The 22,898-nt window shown below is 70.8% G+C and carries 20 protein-coding genes; 7 read left to right on the forward strand and 13 right to left on the reverse strand.

The genetic code is table 11. The annotated features are described in order from the left end of the window. The first annotated feature begins 78 nt into the window (after positions 1–78). Positions 79–1,443 (forward strand): MATE family efflux transporter, encoded by a 1,365-nt coding sequence (locus ACR3IO_RS15780; protein ID WP_434072175.1) that lies wholly within the window; start codon positions 79–81, stop codon positions 1,441–1,443. Positions 1,444–1,518: 75 nt separating this feature from the next. Here ACR3IO_RS15780 and ACR3IO_RS15785 read toward each other — a convergent pair whose 3' ends face one another. Beyond that, positions 1,519–2,574 carry a LacI family DNA-binding transcriptional regulator gene (locus tag ACR3IO_RS15785; protein WP_434072176.1) on the reverse strand — a complete coding sequence of 352 codons (1,056 nt, stop codon included), beginning with the start codon at positions 2,572–2,574 and terminating at the stop codon, positions 1,519–1,521. Positions 2,575–2,720: 146 nt separating this feature from the next. Here ACR3IO_RS15785 and ACR3IO_RS15790 point away from each other — a divergent pair, with 146 nt between their 5' ends. Continuing rightward, positions 2,721–3,485 (forward strand): SDR family NAD(P)-dependent oxidoreductase, encoded by a 765-nt coding sequence (locus tag ACR3IO_RS15790; protein WP_434072177.1) that lies wholly within the window; start codon positions 2,721–2,723, stop codon positions 3,483–3,485. Positions 3,486–3,637: 152 nt separating this feature from the next. On the opposite strand, the gene ACR3IO_RS15795 is transcribed toward ACR3IO_RS15790, so the two are convergent. The 7 genes from ACR3IO_RS15795 to ACR3IO_RS15825 form a co-directional block, all read right to left on the reverse strand. Further along, positions 3,638–4,813, reverse strand: a complete 1,176-nt coding sequence (locus tag ACR3IO_RS15795) for a glycine C-acetyltransferase (RefSeq protein ID WP_434072178.1) — start codon at positions 4,811–4,813, stop codon at positions 3,638–3,640. Positions 4,814–4,815: 2 nt separating this feature from the next. Beyond that, positions 4,816–5,859, reverse strand: coding sequence for an L-threonine 3-dehydrogenase (gene tdh / locus ACR3IO_RS15800; RefSeq protein ID WP_434072179.1), 1,044 nt, complete (start codon positions 5,857–5,859; stop codon positions 4,816–4,818). Positions 5,860–6,081: 222 nt separating this feature from the next. Beyond that, on the reverse strand, positions 6,082–7,290 hold the full coding sequence (locus tag ACR3IO_RS15805; protein ID WP_434072180.1) for a Gfo/Idh/MocA family protein: 1,209 nt from the start codon (positions 7,288–7,290) through the stop codon (positions 6,082–6,084). Positions 7,291–7,383: 93 nt separating this feature from the next. Then, the gene (locus tag ACR3IO_RS15810) at positions 7,384–8,448 is read right to left on the reverse strand and encodes a LacI family DNA-binding transcriptional regulator (RefSeq protein ID WP_434072181.1); all 1,065 of its coding nucleotides are present in this window, start codon (positions 8,446–8,448) and stop codon (positions 7,384–7,386) included. 3 nt (positions 8,449–8,451) lie between these two features. Beyond that, positions 8,452–9,360: a carbohydrate ABC transporter permease gene (locus ACR3IO_RS15815; RefSeq protein ID WP_434072182.1), complete on the reverse strand. Its 909-nt coding sequence runs from the start codon at positions 9,358–9,360 to the stop codon at positions 8,452–8,454. Next, positions 9,353–10,177, reverse strand: coding sequence for a carbohydrate ABC transporter permease (locus tag ACR3IO_RS15820; protein WP_434072183.1), 825 nt, complete (start codon positions 10,175–10,177; stop codon positions 9,353–9,355). The genes ACR3IO_RS15815 and ACR3IO_RS15820 overlap by 8 nt, the downstream gene beginning before the upstream one ends. Positions 10,178–10,338: 161 nt before the next feature. Then, positions 10,339–11,610 (reverse strand): ABC transporter substrate-binding protein, encoded by a 1,272-nt coding sequence (locus ACR3IO_RS15825; RefSeq protein WP_434072184.1) that lies wholly within the window; start codon positions 11,608–11,610, stop codon positions 10,339–10,341. A gap of 413 nt (positions 11,611–12,023) precedes the next feature. Between ACR3IO_RS15825 and ACR3IO_RS15830 the strand changes: the two genes are divergently transcribed. From ACR3IO_RS15830 to ACR3IO_RS15850, 5 genes are all read left to right on the forward strand, one after another. After that, the gene (locus tag ACR3IO_RS15830) at positions 12,024–13,343 is read left to right on the forward strand and encodes an MFS transporter (protein ID WP_434072185.1); all 1,320 of its coding nucleotides are present in this window, start codon (positions 12,024–12,026) and stop codon (positions 13,341–13,343) included. A gap of 9 nt (positions 13,344–13,352) precedes the next feature. Then, on the forward strand, positions 13,353–14,048 hold the full coding sequence (gene nucS / locus ACR3IO_RS15835) for an endonuclease NucS (RefSeq protein ID WP_434072186.1): 696 nt from the start codon (positions 13,353–13,355) through the stop codon (positions 14,046–14,048). Between the two features lie 102 nt (positions 14,049–14,150). Next, on the forward strand, positions 14,151–14,540 hold the full coding sequence (locus ACR3IO_RS15840) for a VOC family protein (protein ID WP_434072187.1): 390 nt from the start codon (positions 14,151–14,153) through the stop codon (positions 14,538–14,540). 90 nt (positions 14,541–14,630) lie between these two features. Further along, positions 14,631–15,317, forward strand: a complete 687-nt coding sequence (locus tag ACR3IO_RS15845) for an HAD hydrolase-like protein (protein ID WP_434072188.1) — start codon at positions 14,631–14,633, stop codon at positions 15,315–15,317. A gap of 464 nt (positions 15,318–15,781) precedes the next feature. Beyond that, a complete protein-coding gene (locus tag ACR3IO_RS15850; protein ID WP_434072189.1) occupies positions 15,782–18,463 on the forward strand; it encodes an immune inhibitor A domain-containing protein in 2,682 nt (893 codons plus the stop codon). 152 nt (positions 18,464–18,615) lie between these two features. Here ACR3IO_RS15850 and ACR3IO_RS15855 read toward each other — a convergent pair whose 3' ends face one another. The 5 genes from ACR3IO_RS15855 to ACR3IO_RS15875 form a co-directional block, all read right to left on the reverse strand. Continuing rightward, positions 18,616–19,248: a TetR/AcrR family transcriptional regulator gene (locus ACR3IO_RS15855; protein WP_434072190.1), complete on the reverse strand. Its 633-nt coding sequence runs from the start codon at positions 19,246–19,248 to the stop codon at positions 18,616–18,618. Positions 19,249–19,343: 95 nt separating this feature from the next. Then, a complete protein-coding gene (locus ACR3IO_RS15860) occupies positions 19,344–19,706 on the reverse strand; it encodes a putative quinol monooxygenase (RefSeq protein ID WP_434072191.1) in 363 nt (120 codons plus the stop codon). Continuing rightward, positions 19,703–20,599, reverse strand: a complete 897-nt coding sequence (locus ACR3IO_RS15865) for an ATP-binding cassette domain-containing protein (RefSeq protein ID WP_434072192.1) — start codon at positions 20,597–20,599, stop codon at positions 19,703–19,705. Before ACR3IO_RS15865 ends, ACR3IO_RS15860 begins: the two co-directional genes overlap by 4 nt. Beyond that, positions 20,596–21,594, reverse strand: a complete 999-nt coding sequence (locus ACR3IO_RS15870) for an ABC transporter permease (protein WP_434072199.1) — start codon at positions 21,592–21,594, stop codon at positions 20,596–20,598. Before ACR3IO_RS15870 ends, ACR3IO_RS15865 begins: the two co-directional genes overlap by 4 nt. Before the next feature lie 185 nt (positions 21,595–21,779). Continuing rightward, positions 21,780–22,880, reverse strand: a complete 1,101-nt coding sequence (locus ACR3IO_RS15875; protein WP_434072193.1) for a substrate-binding domain-containing protein — start codon at positions 22,878–22,880, stop codon at positions 21,780–21,782. Positions 22,881–22,898 lie beyond the last annotated feature (18 nt).

Consider the following 22,898-nt stretch of genomic DNA (forward strand, 5'->3'; position numbering starts at 1 on the left):
GCCGATGCCGACCGAAGATCGGGGTCCACGAGCGAGCGGATGCCGCGTCGGCCGTCCGGCATAGGCTCGAGTCCGCACATGGACGCCGTAACCCCGCCCCCAGCTCCCCCGGCCCGCACCGTCGACCGCGACATCCTGCGCCTCGCGGTGCCCGCGCTCGGCGCGCTCATCGCCGAGCCGCTGTTCCTGCTGGCCGACACGGCCATGGTCGGGCACCTCGGGGCGACGCCGCTCGCCGGTCTCGGGCTCGCCAGCGCCGTGCTGCAGACGATCATCGGGCTCATGGTGTTCCTCGCGTACGCCACGACACCGACCGTCGCGCGGCGACTCGGCGCGGGCGACGAGCGCGGTGCCGTGGCATCCGGCGTCGACGGGCTGTGGCTCGCACTCGGGCTCGGCACCGTGCTCGCCCTGCTGGGGTGGTTGGCCACGCCGTGGCTCGTGGGCGTGTTCGGCGCCTCGCCGGAGGTCACCGAGCAGGCGTCGATCTATCTGTCGATCTCGATGGCCGGGCTCCCGGCCATGCTGCTCGTGTTCGCGGCCACGGGACTGCTGCGCGGCCTGCAGGACACGACCACCCCGCTCTGGGTCGCCGGCATCGGGTTCGCGGCCAACATCGGCCTGAACTTCGTGTTCATCTACGGCCTCGGCTGGGGCATCGCGGGGTCCGCGGTCGGCACGGTCATCGCCCAGTGGGGCATGGTGCTCGTCTACCTCGTGGTGGTCGCCCGCCACGCGGCGCGCGCCGGCGCGAGCCCGTGGCCGCACCATGCGGGCGTGCTCCGCGGGGCGGTGTCGGGCGGCTGGCTGTTCCTGCGCACGGCGAGCCTCCGCGCCGCGCTGCTGCTCGCGACCTGGGCGGCGACCTCGCTCGGCCCCGACGAGCTCGCGGCCTACCAGGTGGCCATCACGGTCTACTTCACGCTGGGGTTCGCCCTCGACGCGCTCGCGATCGCCGCGCAGGCCCTCATCGGCAAGGGCCTCGGCGAGGGCGACGTCGAGCAGGTGCGCGCCGTGCTGCGCCGCTGCGTGCAGTGGGGCATCTGGTCGGGCGTCGTGCTCGGCGGCCTGATCATCGCGACGGCCTGGGTGCTCCCCGCGCTGTTCACATCCTCTGCGGCGGTCGCGGCGCTGCTGCCGCCCTCGCTCGTGGTGCTCGGACTCTCGGCCCCGCTCGGCGGCCTCGTGTTCGTACTCGACGGGGTGCTCATCGGCGCCGGCGATGCGCGTTACCTCGCCTGGACGGGCCTCGTGAACCTCGTCGTCTTCGTTCCGCTGGCGCTCGGCACGGTGTGGTGGTCGGATGCCGCGGGCCTGCCGAGCGCGACCTCGCTCGCGCTGCTCACCGGCGCGTTCGCGATCGGCTACCTCGCCGCCCGTGCGGTGACGCTGTCGCTGCGTGCCCGGGGCGCGACGTGGATGGTGACCGGCGCCCCGGCCTGACGCGCGGGCGAATGCCTGAATCCCGAAGTGCGTTCGCACGGCCGTGTCGTCGCGCGTGATCGCGAGCGACGCGGATCAGGCGCGCGGCGGCGCCGTCGTGTCGCCGACGTGCAGCACGCTCGTGAAGCACACCGAGCGGGGCGAATCGCCGGCGAGCAGGCTCACGACGGCCTCGCCGGCGGCGCGGCCCTTCGCGACCGACGGCTGCACGAGCGTCGTGAGGTCGTGCTGCAGCCCGTCGACGCGGATGCCGTCGAAGCCGAGCACGCTGAGCTCTGCGGGCACCGCGATGCCGAGCTCGTCGGCCGCCTGGATGACGCCGGCGGCGAGCAGGTCGCTCTGCGCGATGACGGCCGTGGGGCGCCGCGCCGGGTCGGCGAGCAGCGCGCGCCCCGCCTCGAGCCCTTCCTCGATCGAGCTCGCGCCGGCCACGCGGCCGGTGACGTGAGGGAACACGTCGCGGGCGCCGGCGAGGCGCTCGCTCGCGGTGTCGGAGGCGCTGCCGTGCTCGAGTTCGGGCGTGAGCGGGCCGCGCGTGCGGGCGGGGTCGAACGGCAGCGTGACGACCTGGACGTCGGCGTGGCCGAGCTCGCGCAGGTACTCGGCGCCTCGGCGGGTCGCCTCGCGGTTGTCGATCGAGATCTTCGGGATGCCGTCGCCCGCATCGCCCTCGATGGCGACCGCCGGGATGCCGCGTCGTCGGAGCACCTCGACCGACTGGCCGAGCCTCGGGCTGCATCCGACGAGCACGACGGCGTCGACGGGCGCGCTCTCGATGCCCACGGCGTGACCGCCGGCCTCGCCGGTGTCGGTGAGCAGCAGCAGTCCGGCGCCGAGCGAGCCGATGCCCTCGGTAATGCCGTCGAGCATCTGGATCTTCACGGGGTCGAGGAAGGCCGCACGGACCCGCTCCTCGAGCACGACGCCCACGATGCCGGAGCGACCGCGGCGCAGCGACTGCGCCCGCGGGTCGGGGCCGGCGTACCCGAGCTCGGCCGCGGCGGCGTGCACCTTCTGCTTCGTGGCATCCGACACGGGGCCCGAGCCGCTGAAGGCGAGCGACGCGGTCGACGCCGAGACGCCGGCGCGTGCGGCGACGTCGGCGAGAGTGGGTCGCGCGGTCTCGGTCATGCGGATCGGTCCTCAGGTGGGGCGGTCGGGCTCGTCGGCAGGGGTCACCGACACGCCCGATCATAGATCATCGATCTCGAATCGATTCGAGAGCCGCGGATGCCGCGGCGCAGCGCTCCCGGCGCACGTCCGCCTAGGCTGGCCGCATGCCGAAGACCGCACTCATCACCGGCGCGAGCTCGGGGCTCGGCGCCGAGTTCGCCCGCCAGCTCGCCGCCACCGGAGCCGACCTCGTGCTCGTCGCCCGCGATCGCGAGGCGCTCGACCGCGTCGCCGCGAAGGTGCGCGCCAGGTACGGCGTCGCCGTCGAGGTGCTGCCGGCCGACCTGCTGAAGCGCCGCCACCTCGCCAGGGTCGTGGCCCGGGTGTCCGACGCCGAGCGTCCGATCGACCTGCTCGTGAACAACGCGGGCTTCGGGCTGCGGCTCGACTTCGCCGCGAACGACATCGAGGACGAGGTGAAGCACCTGCACCTGCACGTCGAGGTGCCCATGCGGCTGAGCCATGCGGCGCTCGGACAGATGCTCCCGCGCGGCCGCGGGCGTATCATCAACGTGGCCTCGGTCGCGGGGTTCATCCCCCGGGCGACGTACGGCGCGTGCAAGGGCTGGCTCATCAGCTTCAGTCGCTGGGCGAACGACCGGTACGCGGCGCGGGGCGTCACGACGACGGCGGTGTGCCCGGGATACACGCACACGAACTTCCACCAGCGCATGGGACTCGCGCCCGGCAAGGAGGGCGTTCCCGCCTGGATGTGGCTCGACGCGCGCACGGTCGTCGCCGAGGGGCTCCGCGACGCAGCGCACGGCAAGGCCGTCTCGGTGCCGTCGCTGCGCTATCGCGCGCTGATCGCCCTCACCCGGCTGGTGCCGGCGTCCGTCGCGATCCGGTTCGGCGAGCGCGGGCGCTGACCCGGGCCCGCCGACCGCGACCGCCCGTCGAAATGCAGGAGATCAGGCGTCATCCGGGCTGTGGCGGCACATCGAGCCCAATCTCCTGCACCTCGGCACGTTGACCAGCGCCCGCTGAACCAGGGGCGCCAGCAGCGCCTCGCGGCATCCGCTCAGATCGCGGCGCGCGCCCCCACGAAGGCCTCGACGCATCGACGGATCTCGTCCTCGGAGTGCGCGGCCGAGAGCTGCACGCGGATGCGGGCGGCCCCGCGGGGCACGACCGGGAACGAGAACGCGGTCACGTAGACGCTGCGCTCCTGCAGGGCCTCGGCCATGCGCGCCGTGACGACCGCGTCGCCGAACATGACGGGCACGATCGCGTGCTCGCCGGGCAGCAGGTCGAACCCGGCATCCGCCATCAGCGTGCGGAACAGCGCGGCGTTCGCGTTGAGCCGCTCGCGCAGCTCGCCCGACTCGCCGACGAGCGTGAGCGCCTCGAGCGTGCCGGCGACGATGGCCGGCGCGAGCGTGTTCGAGAACAGGTACGGGCGCGCGCGCTGGCGCAGCAGGTCGACGATCTCCCGGCGTGCCGCGACGTACCCTCCGGATGCCCCGCCGAGCGCCTTGCCGAACGTGCCGGTCGTGATGTCGACCCGGCCCTCGACGCCGCAGAGCTCGGGCGTTCCCCGCCCGTGCGTGCCGACGAACCCGACGGCGTGCGAGTCGTCGACGAAGACGAGCGCGTCGTAGCGGTCGGCGAGGTCGCAGATCTCGGCGAGCGGCGCGATGTAGCCGTCCATCGAGAAGACGCCGTCGGTCACGATCACGCGTCGACGCGCATCCGCTGCGGCGACGAGCTGCGCCTCGAGGTCGGCCATGTCGCGGTTCCTGTAGCGGTACCGGCTCGCCTTGGAGAGGCGGATACCGTCGATGATCGACGCGTGGTTGAGCTCGTCGGAGATGATCGCGTCATCCGGCCCGAAGAGGGTCTCGAAGACGCCGCCGTTCGCGTCGAAGCACGACGAGAAGAGGATCGTGTCGTCGTACCCCAGGAACTCGGAGACGCGGCGCTCGAGCTCGAGGTGCTGCTCCTGCGTGCCGCAGATGAACCGCACGCTCGCGAGTCCGTAGCCCCACTCGTCGAGCCCGCGGTGCGCGGCCGCGACGATGCGCGGGTCGTTCGCGAGGCCGAGGTAGTTGTTGGCGCAGAAGTTCAGCACCTCTGCGCCGCCGACCGACACCTCCGACGACTGCGGGCCGCGGATGCCGCGCTCCCGCTTCGTGAGCCCCGCCTGCTCGATCTCGTCGAGCTCGGCTCGCAGCTGCTCCTTCATCGATGCGTACATGCCTACGCCTCCGTCCAATCGAGGATGACCTTGCCGACGCCGGCCGACCTGGCCGTGTCGAACGCCGCCCGCCATTCGTGCGCGGGGTACCGCTCCGAGATGATCGACGCGACCCGCTCGCCGAGCACCGGGCTCGTCTGCAGCATCGCGCTCATCGAGTTCCACGTCTCGAACATCTCGCGCCCGTAGATGCCCTTCACGGTGAGCATGTGGGTCACGACCTTGCCCCAGTCGATCGCGTACGGCTCGCTCGGCAGCCCGAGCATCGCGATGCGGCCGCCGTGGTTCATGTTCTCGATCATCTCTGGCAGCGCACGGGGCGAGCCCGACATCTCGAAGCCGACGTCGAAGCCCTCGCGCATACCGAGCCGTCCCTGCACCTCGGCCACGCGCTCCTTCGACACGTCGACGACGGCATCGGCTCCCATGGACACCGCGAGCTCGAGGCGCGCGGGCGAGACATCCGTCGCCACGATGTAGCGGGCGCCGACGTGACGGGCGACCGCGATCGACATGAGGCCGATGGGGCCGCAGCCCGTGACGAGCACGTCTTCGCCGATGACCGAGAACGCGAGCGCCGTGTGCACGGCGTTGCCGAACGGGTCGAAGATCGCACCGACCTCGGGCACGACGGGCGAGTGGTGCACCCAGACGTTCTCGCCGGGGATCACGATGTACTCGGCGAAGGCGCCGTCGCGGTGGAGCCCGACGCCGAGCGTGCGGATGCACATCTGGCGACGACCGGCCCGGCAGTTGCGGCACATGCCGCACACCACGTGCCCCTCGCCCGACACCTTGTCGCCGACGGCGACGTCGTGCACGAGCTCGCCGACCTCGACGACCTCGCCGTAGAACTCGTGTCCGGGTACGAGCGGGGTGGCGATGTTCGACGCCGCCCAGTCGTCCCATGCCTCGATGTGGAGGTCGGTGCCGCAGATGCCGGTGCGGAGCACCCGGATCTTCACGTCTGCGGGGCCCGGCTCGGGCTCGGGACGGTCGGTGTACTCGAAACCTGCGCCGGGAGCGCGCTTGAAGAGGGCCTTCATCGATACCTCGTTGTTCGGTGCAGGGGCCGCTGGGTGCGGCGGCCACTGCGAAGTGGTCCGGTGGGTGCGCCGGATGGCAGAGCCATCGTATCGGGCGCGGGTGGGCGTGTGCGGCCTGCCGGCGCCGGCCCGACGCCTTCCGCCCGGGGCCGGTTCGCCGTGCAGGAGATCAGGCCGCATCCCCGCTGTGGGCGGGGACGCAGCCGAATCTCCTGCACGCGGTCAGACGGTGACGGATGCCTCCGCCGGGGCCTCGGCGTCGGCCTCGACCTGCCCGCGCTCGAAGTACGCGACGAGGTCGTCGTCGAGGGCCGGCACGGCGAGCGCCGAGCCGTCGCCGCGGAGCGACTCGGTCGCGAGGATGCCGGCGGCGACCGCCTCGCGGGCCGCGACGGGCGACGTCTCGGTGAGGCCGCCGTCGCGCACGAAGCGCAGGAACTCGGCGATGAGCAGCGCGTCGGCGCCCTCGTGCCCGGCGTCGGCCACCTCGGGCACGACGAAGGACTCGTCGGGCTCGGCCGCGCCCTGGTGGCGACGGTTCCAGAGCGCGACGGTCGAGCCGGCGGTGTCGCCGAGGTTCTCGATGCGCCCCTCGGTGCCGATGACGGTGTAGTTGCGCCAGTAGTCGGGCGCGAAGTGGCACTGCTGGTACGAGGCGAGCACCCCGTTCGACAGGTGCAGGTTCACCATCGACACGTCCTCGACGTCGACCACCGGGTTCAGCCCGGTGAGGGAGGCCGGGGGCCAGTTGTCGAGGCTGAACCAGTCCGGCATCCGCTCGCCCGATCGGTCGCGGCGGTCGTCGATGTCGCCGTAGACGCTGAGCGAACCCATCGCGGCGACCCGGTCGGCGTAGGCGCCCGCGAGCCAGTGGATGACGTCGAGGTCGTGCGCGCCCTTCTGCAGCAGCAGGCCCGTGGTGCGCCGGCGGTCGGCGTGCCAGTCCTTGAAGTAGTAGTCGCCGCCGTTGCCCACGAAGTGCCGGCACCAGATCGCCTTCACCTCGCCGATGCGTCCGTCGAGGATGAGGCGGCGCAGGAGCGCGATGACGGGCATGTGGCGCATGTTGTGGCCGACGTAGAGGCGCGTGCCGGTGCGGCGCGCCGTCTCGAGCACGGCGTCGGCGTCGGCGAGGTCGATCGCCAGGGGCTTCTCGCAGAAGACCGCGACCCCGGCTTCGAGGGCCGGGATGGCGATGCTCGCGTGCCGGTCGTCGGGCGTCAGCACCATCACGGCGTCGATGCCGGATGCGAGCAGCTCGTCGAGCGAGTCGGTGACGAGGGCGTCGGGGAACTCGGCGTGCGCGGCGGCACGCGCGCGTTCGGAGAGGTCGCAGACCGCGGTGACGCGGCTGCCCTCACCGGGGCGATGCGCCTCGTGCCGGAGGGTGGCGCGGGCGCCGAAGCCGACGATGCCGATCTTGAGATCCACGGGTGGTGCTCCTTACAGGTCGTGATTGAGGTGAAGACGCGGATGCCGCGGGCGGATGCCGCGCGGCGAGCGCCGGTGCTGCGAGGCCCGGGCTCAGGCGACGGGTCGCACCGCGGGCGCGTCGAGGTCGGTCGATCCGCCCGGGAACAGCGACCACGGGAACTCGTGGAGCTCGCCCGGTGCGGGCTCGGGCGAGAGCGCCCGGGCGACGATGAGCTCCGCCTGGCGCTCGTAGAAGTCGGTCGGGCCGACCGTGGTCAGCGTCGGCGCGACGAGCTGCGCGTCGGGCGTGTTCCCGACGCCGACGACGGCGACGTCGTGCGGAACCCGCAGCCCGAGCATGTGCGCCGCGTTGATCGCCGCGATCGCCGCGAAGTCCGTCGACGCGTAGATCGCCGTCGGCCGTCGTCCGCCCGAGAGCAGCCGCACGGCCGCCTGGAACGCGCTGGCCTGCGTGTCGGCGAACGGCGCCGTGAACGCCGGGTCGGGCTCGATGCCGTGCGCGCGCAGGCGCTCGAGGTACGGCGTGTATCTCGTGACCCCGTGCTCGGCGCCGGCGATCGCGGACTCCGCCACGAGGCATCCGATGTCCGTGTGCCGTTCGAGCAGGTGCTCCATCGCGAGGTGGCACCCGGGGATCGCGTCGGAGCGCACCACGTCGAAGCCCTCGGGCTCGAGGTGCTCCGAGAACACGATGAGCCGCTGGCCGTGGCCGACCAGGTCGGCGAGGTGACGCCGGGAGAGGTCGTCGTGCCCCGCGCCGTCGAGGTACGCGACGTCGCTCTCGACCCGGTCGAGCGCGGTGTGCCAGTCGCCGTCCGCGAGGATCAGCGTGGTCAGGCCGTGCCGGTTCGCCTCCGTGTTGACCGCGTCGGCGACGGCGAGCGACCACGGGTCGCTCAGCATGTGCAGCGAGAGCTGGATCATGCCCGTGCGCCCGGTGCGCATGGCCCGCGCCGACCGGTTCGGACGGTAGTTCAGCTCGTCGGCGGCCTCGTGGACGCGCCGCGCGGTGTCCTCGGCGACGCCGGAGCCGTTCGCTCCCGAGCGCCCCGAGAACACGTACGAGACGGTCGCGGTCGAGACGCCCGCGAGGTCGGCGACCATGCGGAGGGTGGGGCGGCGCTTCGCCGCGCCGGAGTCAGCTGTCTGCGGCATCCGTCACCCCTTCGACCCGGAGAATGCGATGCCCTGGATGAACTGCTTCTGCAGGATCATGAACGTGACGAGCATCGGCAGCGTCGCGAGCAGGGCGCCCGCCATGAGCACAGGGTAGTCAGTGCCGTGCAGCCCGACGAGCTGCGACAGGCCCACCGAGAGCGGCATCTTCTCGGGGTCGGTCGTGACCACGAGCGGCCACAGCAGGTCGTTCCACGACCACAGCACCGTGAACACCGTCAGCGCGATGATGCCGGGCTTCGCGAGCGGCACCATGATGCGCCAGAACGTCTGCCACGGGTTGGCGCCGTCGATGCGCGCGGCCTCCTCGAGCTCCGACGGCATCGACATGAAGAACTGGCGCATGAGGAAGGTGCCGAAGGCGCTGAAGAGCCCGGGCACGATGAGCGCCTGCAGGGTGTTCAGCCATCCGAGCGTCTGGATGATCTCGTACTGCGGCAGCAGGTAGAGCTGCGAGGGCACCATCAGCACGGAGAGGAACACGACGAACAGCACGTTGCGGCCCCGGAACGGGATGCGGGCGAACGCGTAGCCGGCCATCGTGCAGAGCACGACCTGGCCGACCGTACGGCCCACCGTGAGCAGCACCGAGTTCAGGAACATCTGCCCGAACGGCATCGAGTCGAAGACCTCGGCGAAGTTCGTGAACACCCATGGGTCGGGGATCACGACCGGGGGCACCTGCACCGAGTCCTGGAACGTCTTGAACGCGGTCAGGGTCTGCCAGACGAACGGGAAGACCATGACGATCGCCCCCAGTGCCAGGAGCAGGTGCACGAGCCAGTGACCACGGCGCTTGCCCCGCCCCGCTGGGCGTCGGAGGTCCGCGGATGTCTCGAGCTCGACATCCGCGCCCGTCATCGCCCTCGTGTCGAGCGAGAGGTCACTCATAGTGCACCCACTTCTTCTGGAGCCGGAACTGCACGACCGTGAGCAGCAGGATGATGATCAGCAGGAGGAACGCGATGGCGGCCGCGTAGCCGCGCTCGTTGTCGATGAACCCGGCCTCGTAGAACAGGTAGACGATGGTGCGGGTGTTCGGCATGGCGGGGTTGCTGACGCCGAGCATCATGTAGATGAGGTCGAACACCTGCAGCGCGCCGATCACGCTGATGACGCTCACGAAGAAGATGCTCGGGCTCAGCAGCGGGATGGTGATCGAGAAGAACTTGCGCACCGGACCGGCGCCGTCGAGGTCGGCCGCCTCCATGATCGTGTCGGGAATGCCCTGCAGGCCCGCGAGGAAGATCACGATGTTGGTGCCGAGGCCCGCCCAGATGCCGACGACGGCGATGGCGACGAGCGCGGTGCTCGGGTCGGTCAGCCACGAGCGGCCGTCGATGCCGAAGACGGCCAGCATCTCGTTCAGCACGCCGTAGTCGCCGTTGTAGATCATGCGCCAGACGAGCGCGATCGCGGCCGGCATCGTCACGACCGGGATGAAGTAGAGGGTGCGGTACACGCTGCGGCCGCGCAGGCCCGCCGTGTTGAGCAGGGCCGCGATGGCGACCGCGATCGGGATGCCGACGAGGGCGATCACCGTGTAGAGGGCGGTGTTGCGGAGCGCGCCGAGCAGCTCGGGGTCCTGGAACAGGCGCACGTAGTTGTCGAGCCCGACGAACTCGGAGCCGCCGAAGGGACCCGACTCCGTGAACGACAGGATGAACGTGCGGATGGTGGGCCAGATGTAGAAGGCGAGGAGGCCCACGGCCGTCGGGCCGATGAAGAGCAGCGCCCACCAGGCCGACTGGGCGGGGCCGCGACGGCGGCCGGAGCGCGGGGCGGCTGGCCCGCCGGGGCGGCGGACCGCCCCGGTCGAGCTCGGAGATCGGCGCCGCGGTGCGCTGCGCGATCAGGTCGGTCATCGGGTCACTCCGACTCTGCGTCCAGTGCGGCCTGCATCTGCTCGGCGAGCTGCGCGAGGCCGTCCTCCGGCGTGACGCTGCCGGCCCAGACCTGCGAGAGCACCTCGCTCTCGATGGAGGTCCAGGCGGCCGTGTTCTTCGAGACCGGGTAGGGCACGGCCGTCTCGAGGGCGTCGATGTACACCTGCAGGTCGAACTGCGGCAGGGCGTCGACCCAGGCCTGCTGGGTGCCGTTGAACGCGGGGATCACGGTGCCCGAGTCGGCCTGGATGTCGGCGGCGGCCTTCGAGCTCGCGAATTCGGCGAACTCCTTGGCGAGGTCCACGTGCGCGCTCTTGGCGTTGGCGACGTTCGCGACGCCGTGGATCACGCTCTGGTTGCCGGTGGCGCCGGCGGGCAGGGGCGCGACGTCGACCGTGTCGGCGATGTCGGGGTTGTCGGCGTAGGCGATGGCGGCCCACGAGCCGTTCTGGAACATGGCGACCTTGCCCGAGAGGAAGAAGTCCTCGGGGTTCGTGTCGGTCATCTGCTGCGCGGTCGGCGAGGAGCCGTCGGCGATGAGGTCGGTCCAGAGCTCGATGCCGGCGAGCGCCTCGGGGGTGTCGTAGCCCGTCGTCGTGCCGTCGGCCGAGATGACCTCGCCGCCGGCCTGCGCGATGGAGTTGTAGTAGTTCTCCTGGCCGTACTGGCTCGCCGCGATGCCGTACTGGCCCTTGGCCGGGTCGGTGAGCTTCGCGGAGGCGGCCTTCAGGTCGTCCCAGGTCCAGTCGGCGTTCGGGTACTCGACGCCGGCTGCGTCGAAGAGGGCCTTGTTGTACCAGAGGGCGACGGTGTCGAAGTCCTTGGGTGCGCCGTAGAGGTCGCCCTCGTAGCTGTAGAGGTCGATGAGGCCCTCGGGGTAGTCGGCCGGGTCGAGACCGTCGCCATCGAGGGGCGCGAGCACGCCGTTGCCGGCGTAGAGCTGGAAGTTCGGGCCGTTCATCCAGAAGACGTCGGCGGCCGCCCCGCCGGAGACCGCGGTCTGGAGCTTGGTGAAGTACTCCTTGTAGGGCGTGAGCTGGATCTCGACGTCGACGTTCGGGTGCTCCTCCGTGAACGCGTCGGCGATCTGCTCCATCGCGGGCTGCTGGTTCTGGTCCCAGATCGCGTAGGTGAGGGTGACGTCACCGTCGGCGTCGGCCGATCCGGACGGGGCGGAGCACCCCGCGAGCGCGACGAGCGCGGTGGCCGTGACGGCGAGTGACACCGTGATGCGGGACTTCGGGACGTGACGCATGGTCCTCCTTTGGACGCGGTTCGATCGAGCGGTCAGGGCTTTCACCCGGATTGTTAATCGTTTAGCAGGGGACCATACCCACGGTTCGGCGCTGCGTGCAACTGCGGGAAAACCGCAGTTTCGCGCACTCCGGCTGCGCGTTTTCCTGCTCGCGATCACCCGTCGACGCCGCCTCGGGCCGGGAACACGGGGCGTCACCGCGCGCAGCCCGCCTGCGCGTTTCCGCGGGCCGCGGCATCCGCTCGATCCGAAATCGGGACGACCGGCTCGCCGTCCCCCTCGTGTTGCAGCATCCGGAGCCGGTGGGTAGGGTTTCTGAAGCCGGGTCGAATCGATTCGACCCGTCCGCGCACAGGGGCGACCCACACACGCGCAGGACTCCCAGCCCCACCCCGACGATGAAGCCGAGCACCATGACCGCACCCACCACGACCCGCCGTGGCCTCACCGCGTGGCGCAACGCCGTCTTCGCGATCTTCTTCCTCTCGGGGCTCAGCCTCGCGAGCTGGGTCGCCAGGCTTCCCGAGGTGCGCGACGAGACCGGGCTCAGCACCCAGGGCGTCGGCCTCGTCATCCTCTCGGGCTCCATCGCCTCGGTCATCGGCCTCATCGCCGCTCCCCCGCTGATGGCCCGCTTCGGCGCCCGCATCGGCATGGCGGGCACGCTCATCGCCGTCTCGACGGGCCTCGTGCTCATCGGCATCGGCGGGTCGCTCGCCCCCTCGGTGCCGCTCATCGCGATCGGCCTCGCGTTCGCCGGCTTCGGCAACGGCGCGGTCGACGTGATGATGAACGTCGAGGGCGCCGAGGCCGAGCGCGAGATCGGCCGCACGGTCATGCCGCTCATGCACGCGTTCTTCTCGTTCGGCACGGTCGCCGGCGCCGGCATCGCGGCCGCCGCGGCGGCCCTCGACATCGTCGTCTTCGCCCACCTGGGCGTCATCGCCGCCCTCATCGCCGTCGGCGCCGTGGTCGCGGTGCGGTTCGTGCCGCATCGCACCGAACTCGGCGACCCGGCCGACGCGGCCGCAGCAGGGCGAGCGGATGCCGCACCGGCTCGCCCCTGGACCGAGCGCCTCCGCGACAGCCTGAAGGTGTGGGGCGACGTGCAGCTGCTCCTCATCGGCGTCATCATGCTCGGCATGTCGTTCGCCGAAGGATCGGCGAACGACTGGCTCACGCTCGCCGCCGTCGACGGGCACGGCCTCGAGCCCGCAGCGGGCGCCGCGATCTTCACGGTCTTCGCGGTGTCGATGACCACGGCACGCGTGCTCGGCGGGCCGCTCATCGACCGCTTCGGGCGCGTGCTCACGCTGCGCGTGCTCGCCGCGACCGGGGTCATCGGCCTCAGCATGTTCATCTTCGGCAGCGAGCTCTGGGTCATCATCATCGGCACCGTGCTCTGGGGCATCGGCGCATCGATGGGCTTCCCGGTCGGCATGTCCGCCGCGGCCGATGTTCCCGACCGCGCCCGGGCCGCGGCTCGCGTGAGCGCCGTCGCGATCATCGGCTATTGCGCGTTCCTCGTCGGGCCGCCCTTCATCGGGTTCCTCGGCGAGCAGTTCGGGCTGCTGAACGCGCTGCTCGTGGTCCTCGTGCTCATGGTCATCGCCGGACTCGCGGCCCCCGCGGCGCGCGAGCGGTCGAACAAGCCGGGTGCGACGGGCGTCGAGGACCACCCCGATGCGACGGGCACGTCGGGCGGGGCGTCCGCCGCGGCATCCGACGCCTAAACTCGACGGGTGCGTCTCGTCATCGCCCGCTGCTCCGTCGACTACGCGGGGCGGCTCTCGGCCCATCTCCCTCTCGCCCAGCGCCTGCTCATGGTCAAGGGCGACGGCTCGCTGCTCGTGCACTCCGACGGCGGCAGCTACAAACCGCTCAACTGGATGAGCCCGCCGTGCGTGCTCGAGACCGTCCTCCCCGATGAGGCCCAGGCCGCCGCGGGCGTCACCGAGGTCTGGAAGGTCACGCACAAGAAGACCGCCGACCAGCTCATCGTCTCGATCCACGAGGTGCTGCACGACTCCAATCACGAGCTCGGCATCGACCCCGGCCTGCAGAAGGACGGCGTCGAGGCGCACCTGCAGAAGCTGCTCGCCGAGCAGATCGAGCTCCTCGGCGAGGGCCACCGGCTCGTGCGCCGCGAGTACATGACCGCGATCGGCCCGGTCGACATCCTCGCGACGGATGCCGCGGGCGCGTCGGTCGCGGTCGAGCTGAAGCGTCGCGGCGACATCGACGGCGTCGAGCAGCTCACGCGCTACCTCGAGCTCATGAACCGCGATCCGCTGCTCGCGCCCGTGACCGGCATCTTCGCGGCGCAGGAGATCAAGCCCCAGGCGCGCACGCTCGCCGAGGACCGCGGCATCCGCTGCGTCGTGCTCGACTACGACGCGATGCGCGGCCTCGACGACAGCGACTCGCGCCTGTTCTGATGCGCCCGCGGGCGGCGACGGCACCCTTCGAGGCAGCGGACGCGCGATATCTTGTGGTCGCGGTCGCGGTCGGCGCGACTGCGAGTTCCAAGGGAGAGTAACGTGCGCCTTCATCACGTCCAGGTCTCGATGCCGCGCGGCCAGGAGGAGGAGGCGCGGCGCTTCTACGGCGAGGCCCTCGGCATGGTCGAGGTGCCGAAGGCGCCGTCGCTGGCCGGCCGCGGCGGATGCTGGTTCCGGTCCTTCACGGGCGAGGTGATCACCGCCGAGATCCACGTGGGCGTCGACGATCCATTCGTCCCGGCGAGGAAGGCCCACCCCGCCCTGCTCCTCGACTCGGTTCGAGAGCTGGAGGAGGTCGGCCGCCGCGTCGCCGACGCGGGATTCGACGTGTCCTGGGAGGACCGCGACACGTTCGAGGGGTACGTCCGGTTCCACGCCAGGGACGGCTTCGGCAACCGGGTCGAGATCCTCGCGCCCGCCGAGTCCTGAGCCCGTCGCGGGCGGCGGCGCAACCCGGGGCCCGAGCGACCTCAGCGAAACCTGAGTGGCACTCGGATTATCGGGCCATATGATGTCACGGTGATCTCCCCCAGCCACACCAGCACCATCGCGCCCACGAGGACGTGGGCCGCCGTACTCTTCGACCTCGACGGCACTATCGTCGACTCGGCCGCCGACATCACCGACTCGCTCGCGCACATGTTCGCGTCGCTCGGCCTCGAGGTTCCGACCCGCGACCAGCTGCTCGCGTACGTCGGCCCGCCGCTGCTCGACAGCCTGCGCCTCCTCGCCGGCTTCGACGACGCCGGCGCCGAGCACGCCCTCTCGGTCTACCGCGAGGACTACGCCGTGCGACTCACCCAGTCGCCGGTGTTCCCGGGCGTCGCGGGAGTGCTCGAGCGCGTGCACTCCGCCGGCATCCCCATCGCCCTGGCCACCTCGAAGCCCGAGTCGATGGCGCGCATCGTGCTCGACCACGCCGGACTCTCCCAGTACTTCACGGTCATCGCGGGCGCCAGCGAAGACGAGGTCCGCAGCACCAAGGCCGACGTCGTCGCCGAGGCGCTGCGCCGCCTGCAGGCCGAGGGCGTCGACACGACCCACGCCGTCATGGTGGGCGACCGCGGGTACGACACCCTCGGCGCCGAGGCCAACGGCGTGCCGACGATCCTCGTCGAGTGGGGCTACGGCTCCCCCGCCGAGGCCGACGGCGCCATCGCGGTCGTGCACAGCGCAGACCAGCTGCGCACGCTGCTCGTCGGCTGACGCGCGCCGGCCGACCCGCGGCATCCGCGGGCGGCCGCCTCCGCTGATCGCGGCATCCGCACCCCGTCGCGCCCGCCATCGCGGCATCCGCGGGCGAGCGGATGTCGCGGCATGTTCGATCTGCCCGTATCACAACATGGGTCGTGCGTGGGCACACGATTTCACGCGCACGATCAACGCCACAGGGCCTTCCACGCAAATATTCTGCGAATTCATAGGTGGAGGGTTTACCCCTCATTCGGGGCACGGCTAGATTCCCCCTTACGTCCGTCCACCCGACGGGCGACGTCGCGACCGACGGCACCCCCCGCGGTCGCATCGAGGGGAGAAGCATGTCTGGAATCTCCAAGCGCGCCAGGCGGCGCGCATTGGCGGTCGTTCCAATCCTCGCTCTCGCTGCAGCCACATTGGCGGCAACGGGAACGGTGGGCGCGGCCACAGCAGCACCGAAGTACGAACCACCCGTGATCAGCGATTCCGAGTACTACATGAACTACGTCGAACCCCGCGCGGAAGCGGCGTTCGGCACGGATCTGCAGGTCTCCGAAGATGCCGTCGCCGCCCAGCAGCAGCAGGCCGCGCTCATCAAGGCCGACGCGCTCGAACGCAAGTTCACCTCGGGCAACCCGGTCGCCGCGAACGGGTTGGCGAAGCTCGAGTCGAAGTCGATCCAGACCGGCAAGAGCCCCAAGTGGCTCAAGAGCCTCTACAAGTCGGCGAAGGAGACGCAGACCGCGAAGCTGCTCACGATCCTCGTCGAGTTCGACCCGAACGCGACCGACGACTTCTCCGACGTGCAGGTCCCGACGGCCTTCGGCGCCGCCGACTGCAAGCCCGGCGACGTCCAGAGCGGCCCGCTGCACAACGGCCTCCCCGACCCGGCGACGCTGTCGCGGGCCGACAACAACTCGATGTGGGTGCCCGACTTCTCGCCGAAGCACTACAACGACATGCTCTTCTCGAAGAAGGGCATCACCGAGCGGGTCCGCAAGGATCTCAAGGGCCCCGACGGCAAGAAGGGCGTCGACATCTCGGGCTACACGATGAAGGCCATGTACGAGGAGATGTCGCAGGGGGCCTACACGGTCACCGGCACGGCGACCCCGTGGGTCACCGTCCCGCACTCCGAGGCCTATTACGGCGCGAGCGTCTGCCACCTCAACGACGAAGGCGTCTACGAGGCCGGCGCGGTCCAGGACATGCAGGGCCACCCCGACAACCCGCTCGGCCCCGGCCAGCTGCCGATCGACGCGGTCCAGGCGCTCGCTTCCGCTCAGCCCGACTTCCCGTGGGCCGACTACGACATCGAGGACCAGGGCGACCGCGACGGCGACGGCAACTACAGCGAGCCCGACGGCGTGATCGACCACGTCGTGCTCGTGCACGCCGGTGCCGACAAGTCCGGCGGCGGCGGCGACGAGGGCACGTACGCCATCTGGGCGCACTCCTCCGCTGTCGCAGGCGGCGCGGCCATCCCCGGCACCGACCTCAAGCTGTCGAACTACATCGTGCAGCCCGAGGACTCGGGCGTCGGCGTGTTCGCGCACGAGTACGGCCACGACCTCGGCCTGCCCGACCTCTACGACACCTCGGGTGTCGGCGACTCCGACGTCGACTTCTGGGACCTCATGTCCTCGGGTTCGCACTCCGGACCGATCTTCCAGTCGATGCCGACGCACATGGGCCTCTGGGACAAGTGGGTGCTCGGCTGGGCCGACCCGGTCGAGTTCAACCCGGGCGACAAGGCGAAGTCCGTGCTGCTCGGACAGAACTCGCGTCCGCTGAAGGGCACTGAAGACGGCGTCAAGATCAACCTGCCCGACAAGGTGACCGTGCTGTCCGAGCCGCACAGCGGTGAGAACGCCTGGTACACGGGCGCCGACCAGGACTGGGGCGACATCCGCCTCTCGCGCAATGTCGACGTGCCGGCCGGCGCGACCGACGCGAAGTTCTGGATGTGGAACGACTACATCATCGAGGAGGACTGGGACTTCGGCTTCGTCGAGGTCTCGACCGACGGCGGCACCACCTGGACCGACCAGAAGGTGTTCACCGAGGCGGGCGGCGAAGTGACGACGCCCGACGGCTACCCCGACCCGAACGGCAACCTCGCGACCTTCGGCGGCAAGAAGTACGGCCTCACCGGCTCGTCCGACGGATGGCGTCACGACTACATCGACGTCTCGGCCTACGCCGGGCAGACGATCGGCGTGCGCCTGCGTCTCGCGACCGATGCGGCCTACCAGGACCGCGGCTGGTTCGCCGACGACTTCTCGCTCGTCGCCGACGGCGCCACTCCGTGGAGTGACGACGTCGAGGCCGGCGAGAACGGCTGGACGAAGACCGTGGCCTCGTGGGCCGGAACGACCGGTCCCGGCTGGCGCATCGACTCGGGCACCTCGACGCAGGCGCAGTACTACCTGGTCGAGTGGCGCAACTTCGACGGCTTCGACGAGGGCCTGAAGTACGCGTACGACACGGTCTACCAGGACGAGGAGGGCGCGTGGAAGGTCGACAAGATCAAGTACAACGCCCCCGGCGCGCTGGTCTGGTACCGCGACACCACCTACGGTGACTCGAACCAGGTGCAGACCAACCTCACGGCACTGCCCAGCGGTGGCGCCAAGGGCGGCCTGCTGATCGTCGACAGCCACTTCGACCCGCTGCGTCGCACCGGTGAAGCCGCCACGGTCGACCCGACGAGGCTGAAGAACATGCCGTCGCGGACGCAGTCCTCCAACGCGGCATTCGGCGTGGTGAAGACGTACCCCTTCAAGGAGTGCATCACCGACGCGGCCTACACGGAGTACTGCACCGACGTGCCGGCACTGCCCGCGGTGAAGTCCTTCACCGACAAGCAGGGCTGGGTGCCGGGTCTCGAGTTCCGTGACGGCGGCCTGTTCTGGCGCTACGCCAACGGTTCGGTCGTCGTGCCCTCGGTGGCCGGCGCTCCGTACACGACGCGCGTCGTGAACCCCGATGGCACCCCCGCCACCGATGTCTACGGGACGGACCTCGGATTCTCGGTGCTCGGCACCGGCAACCCGGCCGACTCCGGCGTCGCGTACGGCACAGGAATGGACGTGCAGCTGCCGCTTCTCGGCAACCGCGCGGCACTCGTGAAGATCACTCCTCCCCAGGGCTGATCCGAGCGGATGCCACGGCGAGGCGTCGACCCTTCGGGGTCGGCGCCTCGTCGCATGTCACGGTGTCGTTCCAGCGGGCGTGCGGGCGAGCGGGCGAGCGGGCCGCCGGTCGCCGCGGTCTCGCCGGATGCCGGATGGGGCGCGATGGTGACCTACGCGACCGACCAGCCGTCGAGCAGGCGGTCGAGGCCCGTCGCGAACGGGTCGCCGGCGCTGTCTGCGTCGAGCAACCGGGCGGCTTCGGTGAGCGGATGCTGCGTGGCCTCGGTCCAGAGCGGGGCCGGCGCGTCGGCGGCATCCGTGTCGCGACCCGCATCGGAGGCGTCGAGCGTCACGGCGCCGAGCACGTAGGCGCGCACGACGGCCGTTGCACGGGCGGCGTCGGCGAGCGGCATCCCACCGCTTGTGAAACCCTCCAGCAGGGTTTCCCCGAACGACAGGGCGTTCCGTCCGTCGAGCGGGCCGCTCGCGACGAGCACGATCGCGCCGGGATGCTCCGCGAAGCGCGCACGGACATCGGCGGCGAGACGCTGCACGCGGGCGCGCCACGGCAGCGACGGGTCGGACGCCCCGGCGAGGTCGACCCCCGAGAACACCTGCTCGACCATGGCTCGCTGCAGGGCGTTCTTCGAGGTGAAGTACGTGTACATGGCCGTCGGCGTGAGTCCGAGGCGCGCCGCCACGCCGCGGATCGAGACGGCGTCGCCGCCCTTCTCCTCGAAGATCTCGAATGCGGCGTCGACGATGTCGGCCTGGCTGATGCTGCGCCTGGGTCCGGGCTTCATGCGGTGGTGCTCCTCGGGGTCGCGACAACGCTACCCGCCCCGCGCCGCGGAGGCCGCGCGCGGCCGGCGCACGGCCTCCGTGCCGGTGGGTTCGCTCAGTCGCGCGCGAGGAACGTGAGCACAGACCCGTCCTCGACGATGAGCGGGCCGAGCGCCGCGTTGAAGGTCGCGCCGTACGGCGCCGCGAGGTGCGCTGCGAACGCCGCCTCGTCGCGGTAGGCCTCGGTCACGATGAAGCGCGCACCGATCGGCGCCGGCCCGTGGGCGATGTCGATCGAGGCCGGCGGCGCGACGACGCGATGCGTGGCGAACTCGAGGCATCCGGGTTCGCGTCGCACGTCGTCGGCGAGCGCGAGGAGGAGGCGCGCGACCTCCTCCTCGCGACCCGAACGAGCCGTGAACTCGGCGACGAGCCGCACGACCTGCTGCGGGTCATCCGCTCGCACGGTCTCGCTCATCCGGTCGCCGCACCCGTCATGATCGCGACGGCGTCGGTCATGGAGTGCGACTGCGGGGTGATCGTCGCCGCCCGCTTGCCGAGCCGCTGGATGTGGATGCGATCGGCGACGTCGAAGACGTGCGGCATGTTGTGCGAGATGAGGATGACCGGGATCCCGCGCTCCCGAAGCTGACGGATCAGCTCGAGCACCTGGTTCGACTCGCGAACGCCCAGCGCGGCGGTCGGCTCGTCGAGCACGACCACGCGCGATCCGAAGGCCGCGGCGCGCGCGACCGCGACCGCCTGGCGCTGACCGCCCGAGAGGTTCTCGACGGGTACCGTGACGTCCTGCAGCGTCGAGATCCCGAGTGCACGCAGCTCCTCGCGAGCGCGCTGTCGCATGCCCTTCTGGTCGACGATCCGGAACACCGAGCCGAGGACGCCCTTCTTTCGCAGCTCGCGCCCCAGGAAGAGGTTCGAGGCGACGTCGAGCGCGGGTGAGACGGCGAGGTTCTGGTACACCGTCTCGATGCCCGCGTCACGGGCGTCCTGCGGACGCTTGAAGCTCACCGGCCTGCCCTCGAGCCACATCTCCCCCTCGTCGGGGATCTCCGCGCCGGTGAGGCACTTGATGAGCGTGGACTTTCCGGCGCCGTTGTCGCCGATGATCGCGAGGACCTCGCCCGGGTACAGCTCGAGGCTCACGCCGTCGAGGCCGACGACGCGGCCGAACGTCTTCACGAGCCGTCGCGCCCTGAGGATCGGTTCGCGTTCCGCGACCGCGGCGCGAGCGGATGTCGCGTCGCGCCCTGGTGCCGTGCCGTCCGCGAGCGCGCCGATGGCCGACGGGTCGGGGTGTCCGGCGTGCGAGGGCTGGTCGGGGCGCACCGCGCCCTGGTCTTCGGTGGTCATTTCCGCACCTTCCTGATCCACTGGTCGACGGAGACGGCGACGATGATGAGCACGCCCACGGCGAAGGTCTGCCACAGGACGTCGAGTCCGGCGAGCGAGAGCCCGTTGCGGAAGACCCCGACGATGAGCGCGCCGAGCAGGGTGCCCCAGACGGTGCCGCGACCGCCGAAGAGACTCGTGCCGCCGATGACGACGGCCGTGATCGAGTCGAGGTTGAGGTCGGCGCCGGCGTTCGGCGAGGCCGCGTTCGTGCGTCCGATCTGGATCCAGGCGCCGAGCGCGAGGATCGCCCCGGCGGCGAGGTAGACGCTCATGAGCACGCGGTTCACGCTGATGCCGGCGAGGCGGGCCGCCTCGGGGTCGTCGCCGACCGCGTACACGTGACGGCCCCAGGCCGTCTTCTGCAGGATGAACGCGATCACGACGTAGAGCAGCAGCATCATGAGCACGCCGACCGTGATGTTGACGCCGCCGAGGGCGATCACGGAGCCGGTCCAGGTGAGCAGCGGCGGCATCTCGCCGCCGCGCACCGTGGCGCCGCTCGAGTAGAGCAGGGTGAGCGCGATGAAGATGTTGAGCGTGCCGAGCGTCACGATGAACGGTGGCAGCTTCAGCCTGGTGACGAGCAGTCCGTTGAGGGCTCCGGCACCGAGCCCGACGATGAGGCCGAGCAGGAGCCCGATCACGGCCGGCACGCCGAGGTGCACGGTCGTCTGCGCGGTGACCATGGAGCTCAGCACCATGACGGCGCCGACCGACAGGTCGATGCCCGCCGTGAGGATGATGAGCGTCTGCGCGACGGCGAGCGTGCCGACCACGGCGACCTGCTGCGTGATGAGCGAGAGGTTCGCCGGGTTCAGGAACCGGTCGTTGAGCAGGCCGAAGACGATGATCGACAGCGTGAGCACGATGGCCGGGCTGATGGCCGGGTAGCGATGCAGGGTGTTCCGGATGCGGCTGAGCGGGGTCGTGCGGTCGAGGAACTCCTCGGCCAGGTCGAGGGCCGACGTCGGCGGCTCGCCCTCTGGGGTGCGATTCGCCGGCGCTGCCGGCGAAGGGGTCGTGTGCTGACTCACGTTGTGCTCCGATTTCGTGGGGCGGGATGGAGGTTCAGGAGAGCGGATGCCCCGATCGAGGCATCCGCCCTCCCGGAATCACCGCGCGATGCGGCCTGCGGCGATCAGCCCCAGCAGATCTCTGCGCCCTCGGCCGTGTCGATCGACTCGACGCCGTCCTGGGGGTCGTCGGTGACGAGGGCGACTCCGGTGTTGAAGAAGTCCAGCCCCTCGGAGACCTCCGGCGTGGTGCCGGTGTCGACGAGGTCGAAGATCGCCTGCACGCCGAGCTCGGCCATCTTGACGGGGTACTGCTGGCTCGTCGCGCCGATCATGCCCTGCTCGACGGCGTCGATGCCCGCGCAGCCGCCGTCGACCGAGACCACGATGAGCCCGTCGGTCTTGCCCGCCGCCTTGAAGGCCTCGTAGGCCCCGTAGGCCGCCGGCTCGTTGATCGTGTAGACGACGTTGATGTCGGGGTTCTTCGAGAGCAGCGTCTCTGCTGCGGTGCGGCCGCCGTCCTCGGCGCCCTGCGACGCCTCGTTGCCGACGATCTCGTAGTCGCCGCCGCTGTAGCTGCCGGTCGGGTCCTCGTCGCCGTTGGCGGCGTCGTCACCGAGGTCGATGCCCATGCCGTCGAGGAAGCCCTGGTCGCGCTGCACGTCGACCGAGACGATCTTGTCGTCGAAGAGGTCGATCATCGCGATCGTGGCCTTCTCGCCTCCGAGCTTGGCGGCGGTCCACGCGCCGATCTCCTGGCCGGCCTCGAAGTTGTCGGTCGCGAAGGTGATGTCGACGGCCTCCGGGTCGGCGGGCGGCGTGTCGAGGGCGATCACGTAGAGGCCGGCGTCGCGGGCCTTGACGAGCGCGTCCTCGACACCGGGGCCGTTCGGGGTGATCAGGATGCCCGCGTCGCCCTTCGAGATGGCGTTCTCGACGGCCTGGATCTGCGTGTCCTCGTCGCCGTCCTCCTTGCCTGCGGCGAGCGTGAGCTCGACGCCGAGCTTCTCGGCGGCCGTCTGGGCGCCCTCCTGCATGGCGACGAAGAAGGGGTTGGTGGTCGTCTTGACGATGAGCGAGACGCCGATCGCCTCGTCGCCGCCCGAGCCGCCATCGGCGCTGTCGCCCGACGTGGCGCAACCGGTGAAGGCGAGCGCCGCGGCCGCCGTGAGCGAACCGGCGACGATGAGGCGGCGCCGGAGTGCGACGGATGCTGCGTGATTCATCGGTGAATCTCCTCTGGT

It is taken from the genome of Agromyces sp. Marseille-Q5079, assembly GCF_051016555.1.
Taxonomy (GTDB): Bacteria; Actinomycetota; Actinomycetes; order Actinomycetales; family Microbacteriaceae; genus Agromyces.

Coding starts and splice junctions, on each gene's coding strand:
- ACR3IO_RS15780 (WP_434072175.1), top strand. CDS start 79: ATGGACGCCGTAACCCCGCCCCCAGCTCCCCCGGCCCGCACCGTCGAC.
- ACR3IO_RS15785 (WP_434072176.1), bottom strand. CDS start 2,574: ATGACCGAGACCGCGCGACCCACTCTCGCCGACGTCGCCGCACGCGCC.
- ACR3IO_RS15790 (WP_434072177.1), top strand. CDS start 2,721: ATGCCGAAGACCGCACTCATCACCGGCGCGAGCTCGGGGCTCGGCGCC.
- ACR3IO_RS15795 (WP_434072178.1), bottom strand. CDS start 4,813: ATGTACGCATCGATGAAGGAGCAGCTGCGAGCCGAGCTCGACGAGATC.
- tdh (WP_434072179.1), bottom strand. CDS start 5,859: ATGAAGGCCCTCTTCAAGCGCGCTCCCGGCGCAGGTTTCGAGTACACC.
- ACR3IO_RS15810 (WP_434072181.1), bottom strand. CDS start 8,448: ATGCCGCAGACAGCTGACTCCGGCGCGGCGAAGCGCCGCCCCACCCTC.
- ACR3IO_RS15815 (WP_434072182.1), bottom strand. CDS start 9,360: ATGAGTGACCTCTCGCTCGACACGAGGGCGATGACGGGCGCGGATGTC.
- ACR3IO_RS15825 (WP_434072184.1), bottom strand. CDS start 11,610: ATGCGTCACGTCCCGAAGTCCCGCATCACGGTGTCACTCGCCGTCACG.
- ACR3IO_RS15830 (WP_434072185.1), top strand. CDS start 12,024: ATGACCGCACCCACCACGACCCGCCGTGGCCTCACCGCGTGGCGCAAC.
- ACR3IO_RS15855 (WP_434072190.1), bottom strand. CDS start 19,248: ATGAAGCCCGGACCCAGGCGCAGCATCAGCCAGGCCGACATCGTCGAC.
- ACR3IO_RS15860 (WP_434072191.1), bottom strand. CDS start 19,706: ATGAGCGAGACCGTGCGAGCGGATGACCCGCAGCAGGTCGTGCGGCTC.
- ACR3IO_RS15865 (WP_434072192.1), bottom strand. CDS start 20,599: ATGACCACCGAAGACCAGGGCGCGGTGCGCCCCGACCAGCCCTCGCAC.
- ACR3IO_RS15875 (WP_434072193.1), bottom strand. CDS start 22,880: ATGAATCACGCAGCATCCGTCGCACTCCGGCGCCGCCTCATCGTCGCC.